Origin of the sequence: Acidisoma silvae (assembly GCF_020618775.1) — a bacterium.
GTDB lineage: Bacteria > Pseudomonadota > Alphaproteobacteria > Acetobacterales > Acetobacteraceae > Acidisoma > Acidisoma silvae.
Genome location: NZ_JAESVB010000072.1, coordinates 1 through 839, shown reverse-complemented (window position 1 = coordinate 839; position 839 = coordinate 1). Strand labels below are relative to the sequence as shown.

1 protein-coding gene is annotated in these 839 nt (G+C 62.0%); it reads left to right on the top strand.

The features are described 5' to 3' along the window. Positions 1-15 precede the first annotated feature (15 nt). On the top strand, positions 16-839 hold an 824-nt coding region (locus ASILVAE211_RS25850), incomplete at its 3' end, for an NAD(P)-dependent oxidoreductase (RefSeq protein ID WP_264479125.1).

Here is an 839-nt window from a genome sequence, read left to right as displayed (position 1 = left end):
CGCATGGGTGGTTTCATGACCCAGCGTCTTCTTGCGGCCGGGCACAGTGTTGTGGTGACGGATCCGAGCGCGGAGGCGGTTGCAGCGCTGGAGGCGGTGGGTGCGAGCAGTGCAGCTTCGGCGGCCGAGGTAGCGGCATCCTCCGATATCGTCTTTGCCAGCCTGCCGTCGCCGGCGGTGGTGGAAGCTGTGGCGCTTGGCGCGAATGGTGTGGCGGCCGGCGGGCGGGCGAAGGTCTTCGTCGATCTGTCCACGACGGGCTCACGCGTTGCCACGAAAGTGGCGGAAGGTCTGGCCGCGAAAGGTGTGATTTCGGTCGATTGCCCGGTCAGCGGTGGTCTGGCGGGGGCGAAGAATGGCACGCTGGCGGTGATGGTATCCTGCCCGGCCGAGACCTATGCGGATATTGAGCCGATCCTGTCGATATTCGGCAAGCTCTTCTATGTGGGGGAGAAGCCGGGTTCGGCACAGACGCTGAAACTGGTCAATAATCTGCTGGCAGCCTGCGCCATGGCGATTTCGTCGGAAGGCATGGTGATGGGGATGAAGGCGGGTCTGGACCCGAAAGTCATGATCGACGTCATCAATGTCAGTAGCGGGCGCAACAGTGCCATTCAGGACAAGTTTCCGCGGTCTGTTCTGCCGGGGACTTTCGACTTCGGCTTCATGACCGGTCTTTCGTACAAGGATGTGCGGCTTTGCCTGGATGAGGCGGAAGCGATGGGCATTCCCATGGTCGTCGGCAGCGCGGTGCGGCAGATGTTGGCGATGACGAATGCAGTCTACGGCCCGGAATCGGACTTTACCTCTATGATCCGCAATGTCGAGACATGGGCGGG